The sequence below is a fragment of the Pseudomonas sp. P5_B2 genome (genome assembly GCF_056400445.1).
Window position 1 is genome coordinate 1 of record NZ_JBFULH010000162.1, and the last position, 8399, is coordinate 8399.

General features: G+C 58.1%; 8 protein-coding genes. 2 read left to right on the forward strand and 6 right to left on the reverse strand.

Annotated elements, in window-relative coordinates:
- On the forward strand, window positions 1-488 hold a 488-nt coding region (locus tag AC1DRJ_RS14325), incomplete at its 5' end, for a CoA transferase (protein WP_477802732.1).
- Window positions 442-1395 (forward strand): TIGR02285 family protein, encoded by a 954-nt coding sequence (locus tag AC1DRJ_RS14330; RefSeq protein ID WP_477802733.1) that lies wholly within the window; start codon window positions 442-444, stop codon window positions 1393-1395. The genes AC1DRJ_RS14325 and AC1DRJ_RS14330, both read left to right, overlap by 47 nt.
- 169 nt (window positions 1396-1564) lie before the next feature.
- Here the strand turns inward: AC1DRJ_RS14330 and AC1DRJ_RS14335 are convergent, their stop codons facing one another.
- The 6 genes from AC1DRJ_RS14335 to xerD all read right to left on the reverse strand — a co-directional run bounded on the left by AC1DRJ_RS14335 (window position 1565) and on the right by xerD (window position 8322).
- Entirely contained in the window at window positions 1565-1852 is a 288-nt protein-coding gene (locus AC1DRJ_RS14335) for a DUF3509 domain-containing protein (RefSeq protein WP_477802734.1), read from the reverse strand.
- Between the two features lie 161 nt (window positions 1853-2013).
- Window positions 2014-3366, reverse strand: a complete 1353-nt coding sequence (locus AC1DRJ_RS14340) for a transporter substrate-binding domain-containing protein (RefSeq protein WP_477802735.1) — start codon at window positions 3364-3366, stop codon at window positions 2014-2016.
- A 119-nt stretch (window positions 3367-3485) separates the two neighbouring features.
- Window positions 3486-4895: a threonine synthase gene (gene thrC, locus AC1DRJ_RS14345; protein ID WP_477802736.1), complete on the reverse strand. Its 1410-nt coding sequence runs from the start codon at window positions 4893-4895 to the stop codon at window positions 3486-3488.
- Window positions 4896-4999: 104 nt separating this feature from the next.
- Window positions 5000-6304, reverse strand: a complete 1305-nt coding sequence (locus AC1DRJ_RS14350) for a homoserine dehydrogenase (protein WP_477802737.1) — start codon at window positions 6302-6304, stop codon at window positions 5000-5002.
- Window positions 6305-6437: 133 nt separating this feature from the next.
- On the reverse strand, window positions 6438-7169 hold the full coding sequence (locus AC1DRJ_RS14355) for a DsbC family protein (RefSeq protein WP_477802738.1): 732 nt from the start codon (window positions 7167-7169) through the stop codon (window positions 6438-6440).
- Between the two features lie 256 nt (window positions 7170-7425).
- A complete protein-coding gene (xerD, locus tag AC1DRJ_RS14360; protein ID WP_477802739.1) occupies window positions 7426-8322 on the reverse strand; it encodes a site-specific tyrosine recombinase XerD in 897 nt (298 codons plus the stop codon).
- Window positions 8323-8399: the final 77 nt, after the last annotated feature.

Below are 8399 nucleotides of genomic sequence, written 5' to 3' on the forward strand. Positions count from 1 at the left end.
CTTCTATCCACACCAGCGCCGATGGTAAACATGTGCAGATCGGCGCTAACGGCGATGCGATTTTCAAACGCTTCATGCTGATCATCGGCCGCGAAGACCTGGCCAATGACCCGGTGCTGGCCAGCAACGACGGGCGTGACAGCCGCCGCGACGAGATTTATGGCGTGATCGACCGCTGGGTCAATTCGCTGCCACTGGACACGGTCATCGAACGGCTGAATCAGGCCGACGTTCCCGCCAGCCGGATCTTCAGCGCCGAAGACATGTTCAGCGATCCGCAGTACCTGGCCCGGGAAATGTTCCTGCAGGCCAARCTCCCGGATGGCAAGGATTTCAAGATGCCCGGCATTGTGCCGAAACTTTCAGAGACACCCGGCACTTCAGAATGGGTCGGGCCACAACTGGGTGAGCACAACGAACAAGTGCTCCAGGAACTTGGCTATGACGTGCTGCAAATCGCACAACTGCACAAAGATGGGGCGATCTAAGCTGAAACGCCTGCTGTCATCAGCCATCCACTACACCTTCAACGGGTGCACAGTGGCGGTTTTCGGGTTATTGGCCGGATTGGCATCACCCGCCTGGGCGCAACCTAAAGAGACGCTTATCTGGTTGCTGCGCGATTTACCGCCAACGATGATCTTCGAGGGGCCGAAAAAAGGTCAGGGAATCATTGATCAGATGCTGCCACTGTTGATCGCCGGGATGCCGCAATATGAGCACGTCCTGATGCGGGTCAACCGCGCCCGTGGCATGCAAATGCTTCACGAAGAGTCGTTTACATGCGATCCCTCGCTTGTCTGGACCCAGGAGCGGGAACAGTGGATTGCGTATTCGATTCCGGCCTTCCGCGCCGTAAGCAACGGCCTTGTTGTACGCAAGGAAGGACGATCGTTGCTGGAACAATTTCTGATCGACGGTGAAGTCGATCTGGCGGCGCTGCTGGCCAATAGTCGAAAGAAAGTCGGCGTGGTGGCCGAGCGCAGTTACGGACAGTTCCTCGATACATTGCTAAAACAGGCACCGGCTGGCGCTCTGACGCCCCACTACGGCAACGATGCCCTCGGCAGTCTGTTGCAGATGCAGCGTCTGGGCCGATTACAGGTGGTGCTGGGTTACTGGCCGGAAATACGCTACCTGGCCCATCAAGCGCACATTGCTGATGACGACCTCGCGTTTTATCCGATCAAGGGCACGGGCAAATATCTGTCCGGGCACATCGGTTGCTCCAATACAGCCCTGGGCCGACAGGCGATCAGCGAAATAAATCGGCTATTGCGCACCCTGCCTCATGAGCGACTGGATCAGCTTTATGCCGACTGGCTCGACCCGGAAAGGCGTAAAGATTATCTGGCAGAAACCAAAGCGTTTTTCGAACATCAAGCCGAGCAATGACAAATCGCAGGCAAAAAGAAACCCCKAGAAGTGGGGAGACGACTCGGGGTCAAACGTGGTCTACATAAAGACCCGTAGCAGCAAGCTGCAAGCACCGGAGCACAATGCTTGATCCTGCTGTTGTAGGGTCTGACTGACCTTGGCGCGGGAAGGTTCCCGCAAAATCACTTCAATTTCGGCGGGCCAGGATTTTGTCCTGAGCCGCATTGCGCAATGCTGCGATGACACAAGGCTCCAGCCGTCCTTCGGCGATGAGCACATCGCGGTGCAATCCGTCGACGACGTCGGTCAGCAGACGTTTGTCGGTCAGCTGAGCCTGATTGAAGGCCCGTTCGACGACAATCGCGCCCGTCGTACTCTTCAATGTCACCAGGCATTCACCCTGGGCGCCCGACGGGGTCAGCGTGACCTGATAGGGGCTCAGCGCCTCACCGAGCAATAGACTGATACTTTCCATCTCGATCACCACTCAATAGTCCGAAAACAAAGTGCCTGGGGCCAGCTCACAATAGTGACCACCGGCCCGAGAAGAAAGTTCTGGATTTCAGGTACAGGCGCGTCGGCGCCTCTGATTGATAGAGCATGCACGGCGAAGATGACAAGGAGAAAACAACGGCTTCATTCTCCTCTTCGCCGGCTTCTGTCGGTCCAGCCTCCCAACAAACCTCGTAATTGGCCGTCGGCGCTGTAGAACGGCACTGTCCATTGGTAAACGTTCCTGACGCCATTGTGGAACATCAATTGACGTTCAATGAATTGGGGTTTGCGCGTGGCGAGTTGGGCGACAAATTCGGCATGCAGCAGTTCGGCGGTCGCTTTGGGCAGAAGGTCGAGTTCGATCAACTGTCGCCCCTGAACCTGATCGAAACGGGTCGACAAGCCTTCTTCATAACTCTTGTTGCACATGACCATCCGCCCTTCCAGATCACGCACAAACATCGGATCGGGCATCGCGTCCATCAATGCGTGCTGGAAGGCCAGTTGATCGCTGAGACTTTTCTCGGCCTTCAGACGTTGCTGGATCAACACCGTCAGACGTCGATTCCAGAGCAAGGACAACAGGCCGAACACGCTGACGATGCAAATGCCCCAGCAACCCCACTGCGTGAACCGTTGCCAGCCAGTCGGCGCGCGCACCGGGCCGATTCCGTTGAGCCACTTCAAGCGAATGGCGCGCAACTCGGCAGGCGGAAACGCTTCAAGCGCCTTGTTGAGGATGCTGAGCAATTGCGGCTGACCTTTGCGCATCGTCAGGTAGTCCGCTTCCCATTTGCCCTCAATCGCATGCCCCACCTTCAATTGCCCCGACGGGTAAAGCTGCGCGCTGATTTCGTTTTCGATCGTCGCGTAAGCTTCGCCGCTCTCGACCAGCGCCCGTGCCTCGGCGTAGGTTTTGACCGAGCGCAGCTCAATGGACGGATAATCACGACGAATCAGCGATTCCAGCGCATGCCTGGCCGGCAGCACCAGCACCTTTTTCATCAGTTGCTCCAGAGACTGGACCTTCGGTACTCCCGCCCGCCCGACAAACACCCACCCCGCCCCACCGAATGCATGGCTGAAATCCAGGAACATCTTGCGCTCATCGTTCATCGCGAGCGTTGTGCTCATGTCCGCCGTACCGCTCTCCAGTCTTTCCAGCAACTGAGCGTTTGAGAACGACTCTTCGTGGACAAACCGCAACCCTGTCATCGCACCGACGCGGTTGAGGATATCGTTGTTCAAGCCGCTCCATTGACCGTGTTCATCCTTGAACAGATACAGCGGATATTGAGTCGACGCGACGATGACTTGCGGGTTGTCGGCCATCCATTTTTGTTCTTCGGTATCCAGCTCGATCATCGTGCCAATGACAGCGCCCCTTGCCTCGGAAATCGCCAATTGCGCCGACAGCGCCGTTTGAACAAAGCCGATGGCGCTGACTAAAAACACCCAGCACACGGCCGGTTTGAACCCTCTACAAAACCGCATTGCCACTTCCTTCGTGATCAACTCACCCTTTCCTCATGGGTGAAAACGCTACAAGTGTGGCATGCAGAAATGAGAAAGCCCGTCAGGAGACGGGCTTCAAAATGTGACAGCTTTTACGGTTACAGCGGCTTGCCGCGGTTGCCATGCTGACTGACAAAGGCCTGCACGGCTTTCAGGTCGTTTGGCAACACGGTGCAACGCTCATCTCTCTCAAACAAATCAGAAAGATGTGCAGGGAGTTCGAGCGCTTTTCCTACGCCAGCCTTCTCCACTGCGTCCGGGAATTTGACCGGATGCGCCGTGCCGAGGATCACCATTGGAATATCCAGACTGCGACGGCACTCGCGCGCAGCCTTCACGCCGATGGCGGTGTGCGGGTCCAGCAGCTCGCCGGTTTGCTCATACACTTCAGCGATGGTTTCGCAGGTTTGTACGTCGTCCACGGCCAGCGAATCAAACAGTTTGCGGGCTTCGGTCCAGCGCTCTTCTTCGACACTGAAACCGCCACCTTGCTTGAAGCTGTCCATCAGCCCGGCAATTGCGGCGCCGTTGCGACCGTGCAGGTCGAACAGCAGGCGTTCGAAGTTCGACGACACCATGATGTCCATCGACGGCGACAGCGTGGCGTGCAGGGTTTCCTTGACGTACTGGTTGCCGCTCATGAAGCGGTGCAGGATGTCGTTGCGGTTGGTGGCGACGATTAACTGGTTGATCGGCAGGCCCATGTTGCGCGCCAGGTAACCGGCGAAGATGTCGCCGAAGTTGCCCGTCGGCACCGAGAAGGATACCGAACGCGCCGGGCCACCGAGCTGCAGGGCTGCGTGGAAGTAGTAAACGATCTGGGCCATGATCCGCGCCCAGTTGATCGAGTTCACCGCGACCAGACGCGTGCCTTTTAGGAAGCTCTGGTCAGCGAAGCTCGCCTTGACCATTTCCTGGCAGTCATCGAAGTTGCCTTCGATGGCGATGTTGTGGATGTTCTCGCCGAAAATGGTGGTCATCTGCCGACGCTGCACTTCGGACACGCGGTTGTGCGGGTGCAGGATGAAGATGTCGACGTTTTCGCAATGCTTGCAGCCTTCGATGGCGGCCGAACCGGTATCACCGGATGTAGCGCCGACAATCACCACACGCTCGCCACGCTTTTCCAGCACGTAGTCGAGCAGGCGACCGAGCAGTTGCAGGGCGAAGTCTTTAAACGCCAGGGTCGGGCCATGGAACAGCTCCAGCACCCATTCGTTGCCGTTCAACTGACGCAGTGGCGCGACGGCGTTGTGCGAGAACACACCGTACGTTTCTTCGAGAATCCTTTTGAAATCGGCATCGGGAATGCTGCCGGTGACGAACGGGCGCATGACGCGAAAAGCCAGTTCGTGATACGGCAGGCCGGCCCAGGAAGCGATTTCTTCCTGGGTAAAACGTGGCAGGTTTTCAGGGACGTACAGACCGCCGTCGGTGGCGAGACCGGCCAGCAGGACGTCTTCGAAATTCAGGGCCGGTGCCTGGCCGCGGGTACTGATATAGCGCATAGGGGCAAACCTTTGGTTTGAGCTTCAAGCCTCAAGCTACAAGCTGCAAGTAAAAGCCAGAGTGCCTTTGACTTGCCGCTTGGAGCTTGCTGCTTGCCGCTGTGTTAATTCAAATGTTCGACACGGATCCGTACAACCGGACCGACAACACCGGTCAACGCTTCAAGGGCGGCAATCGCGTCGTTCATGCGCTGTTCCAGCACACGATGAGTCAGCAGGATCATCGGCACCAGACCGTCATGCTCTTCCACTTCTTTCTGCATGATCGATTCGATGTTGATGCCGCGCTCCGACAGGATGCTCGCCACCTGGGCCAACACGCCCGGATGGTCCTTGGCCTGAATGCGCAGGTAGTAGGCGCTTTCGCAGGACTCGATCGGCAGGATCGGGTGCGCCGACAGCGAATCCGGCTGGAAGGCCAGGTGCGGTACGCGGTTTTCCGGGTCGGAGGTCATGGCGCGAACCACATCCACCAGGTCGGCGATCACCGACGAAGCGGTCGGCTCCATGCCAGCACCCGCGCCGTAGAACAGCGTAGAACCGGCAGCATCGCCGTTGACCATGACTGCGTTCATCACGCCGTTGACGTTGGCGATCAGGCGATCGGCCGGAATCAGCGTCGGGTGTACGCGCAGTTCGATACCCGCAGCGGTGCTGCGAGCCACACCGAGGTGCTTGATGCGGTAGCCCAGCGCTTCGGCGTAGTTCACGTCAGCGGTGGTCAGCTTGGTGATGCCTTCGGTGTAAGCCTTGTCGAATTGCAGCGGGATACCGAACGCGATGGAGGCCAGGATTGTCAGCTTGTGGGCCGCGTCGATGCCTTCAACGTCGAAAGTTGGATCGGCTTCGGCGTAACCCAGGGCTTGCGCCTCGGCCAACACGTCTTCGAAGGTTCGGCCCTTTTCACGCATTTCGGTGAGGATGAAGTTGCCGGTGCCGTTGATGATCCCGGCGACCCAGTTGATGCGGTTGGCGGACAAGCCTTCACGGATCGCCTTGATCACCGGAATGCCACCGGCCACAGCCGCTTCGAACGCTACAATCACGCCTTTCTCGCGTGCCTTGGCGAAAATTTCATTACCGTGAACGGCAATCAGTGCCTTGTTCGCGGTGACCACATGCTTGCCATTCTCGATGGCCTTGAGTACCAGCTCGCGGGCAACGGTGTAGCCGCCCACCAGTTCTATAACAATGTCGATCTCTGGGTTCGTGGCCACTTCGAAGACATCGTTGGTAATCGCAATACCGGTCGTTTGGAACTGAGGCTTTGGCGTGCGCGTGGCAATTTGTGCCACTTCGATTCCACGCCCGGCACGACGAGCAATTTCCTCGGCGTTGCGCTGAAGTACGTTGAAGGTACCGCCACCGACGGTTCCTAACCCACAGATGCCTACTTTGACCGGTTTCACTGTGAACTCCCCATAAAACGGCCGACTCAAGGTCGGCCGTGAAAACAACCGCGTGCTCGCGGTTCCCTATTAATGCCCCGGCGATGATGCTGCCGGACCATGATCGTCAAAGGCTGACCGTGACGATACGAATTTACTTCGCGCTCAGTGCCAGTTTGGCGACTTGTGGCGCAGGCTGGTAGCCCGGAATGACCTGACCGTCGGCCAAAACGATGGCCGGTGTGCCGTTCACGCCAATTGACTGACCGAGGGCGAACTGMTTGGAAACCGGGTTATCGCACTTGGCGGCCTTGATTTCCTTGCCATCGGACATTTTGTCCATGGCCGCTTTCTTGTCTTTCGAGCACCAGACCGCTTGCAGCTGTTCGTCACCCGGCGAGCCCAGGCCCTGACGCGGGAACGCGACGTAGCGCACTTCAATGCCGCGCTTGTTCAGCTCAGGCACTTCGGCGTGCAGCTTGTGGCAGTACGGGCAAGTGGTGTCAGTGAACACAGTGATGTGCGACTTGGTTTCACCGATGGCCGGATACACCACGGTGTCCGCGACCGGAATGTCATTGACCAGTTTGGAAACGCCCAGACGCTCGGTCTTCTCGGTCAGGTTGACCGGTTTGCCGTCCTTGAGCTGGAACAGGTAGCCCTGAACCACGTACTGGCCGTCGGCGCTGGCATACAACACGCGGCTGCCCTTTAGTTTGACTTCGTACATCCCTGGCAGCGGGCTGGCCGTGATGGTTTCGACAGGCACGTCGAGCTGGAGGTTTTCCAGGCTTTTACGAATGGCTTTATCGGCCGCGTCATCGGCGACGGCAAAGGTGCTGACCAACGCAATGGCGGCGGCGGCGAAAATCTGGGTCAGACGCATGAGAACTCCTGAAGGCGGACAAATGAAACGATCAGAACGCCCGTACCGAAACACCGGGTCATAACCGCCCATCTTGCAAACCGACAAAGCCTACCACATAAGGCCCCTGTGGCGAGGGGGCTTGCCCCCGTTGGGTTGCGAAGCAGCCCCATCTTGGCGATTTCGACCGGGAAATAGACCGCAGGACGACTGCTGCGCAGCCGAACGGGGGCAAGCCCCCTCGCCACAGGTTGCATTTCAATTTCGGGAACCGTGTTTAGCCGCGCGGGTGGTGCTTGGCGTGCAAGTCCTGCAAGCGTGCACGGGCGACATGAGTGTAGATCTGGGTCGTCGACAAATCGCTGTGGCCAAGCAGCATTTGCACCACCCGAAGGTCAGCGCCGTGGTTAAGCAGGTGTGTCGCGAAAGCGTGGCGCAAGGTGTGTGGTGACAGCGACTTGCCGATCCCGGCAACCTTGGCCTGGTGCTTGATGCGATGCCAGAAGGTCTGGCGGGTCATCTGTTCGCCGCGCAGGCTGGGGAACAGTACATCGCTGGGACGCCCGCCAAGCAACTCGCCACGTGCGTCGCGCATGTAGCGCTCGACCCAGACAATCGCCTCCTCCCCCATCGGCACCAGCCGCTCCTTGCTGCCCTTGCCCATCACCCTCAGCACACCCTGGCGCAAATTGACCTGCTCCAGCGTCAGGCTGATCAGCTCTGTGACCCGCAAACCACACGCATAAAGCACTTCGAGCATGGCGCGGTCACGCTGGCCGATGGCTTCGCTCAGATCCGGCGCCTTGAGCAAGGCTTCGACATCGGCCTCCGAAAGGGATTTAGGCAAAGGCCTGCCCAGCTGCGGCATGTCGACGCGCAAGGTCGGGTCAACCGCGATCAGTTTTTCGCGCAGCAAATAACGATAAAAGCCGCGCACACCCGAGAGGAATCGCGCCGTGGAACGGGGCTTGTAGTTTTGTTCCAGTCGCCAGGCCAAGTGATCGAGGATCAATTCACGGCCAGCGTTGATCAACTCCAGTCCATTCTCCTGCAGCCAGCCGTTGAATAGCGCCAGGTCGCTGCGATAGGCATCGCGGGTGTTATCGGAAAGACCTTTTTCCAGCCACAGGGCGTCGAGGAACTGGTCTATCAAGGGGTGATCGATGGCAGGCATGGGCACTCAAGACGCGCAACGTTGAAAACGCGCTTAAAAATCAAAGTGGACTGTAGGAACGGCCGCTAGTCTTTCAC

Bases quoted from the DNA above. Each gene is read 5' to 3' on its own strand.
- AC1DRJ_RS14330 (WP_477802733.1), top strand. From the start codon at position 442: ATGACGTGCTGCAAATCGCACAACTGCACAAAGATGGGGCGATCTAAG.
- AC1DRJ_RS14335 (WP_477802734.1), bottom strand. From the start codon at position 1,852: ATGGAAAGTATCAGTCTATTGCTCGGTGAGGCGCTGAGCCCCTATCAG.
- xerD (WP_477802739.1), bottom strand. From the start codon at position 8,322: ATGCCTGCCATCGATCACCCCTTGATAGACCAGTTCCTCGACGCCCTG.
- thrC (WP_477802736.1), bottom strand. From the start codon at position 4,895: ATGCGCTATATCAGTACCCGCGGCCAGGCACCGGCCCTGAATTTCGAA.
- AC1DRJ_RS14340 (WP_477802735.1), bottom strand. From the start codon at position 3,366: ATGCGGTTTTGTAGAGGGTTCAAACCGGCCGTGTGCTGGGTGTTTTTA.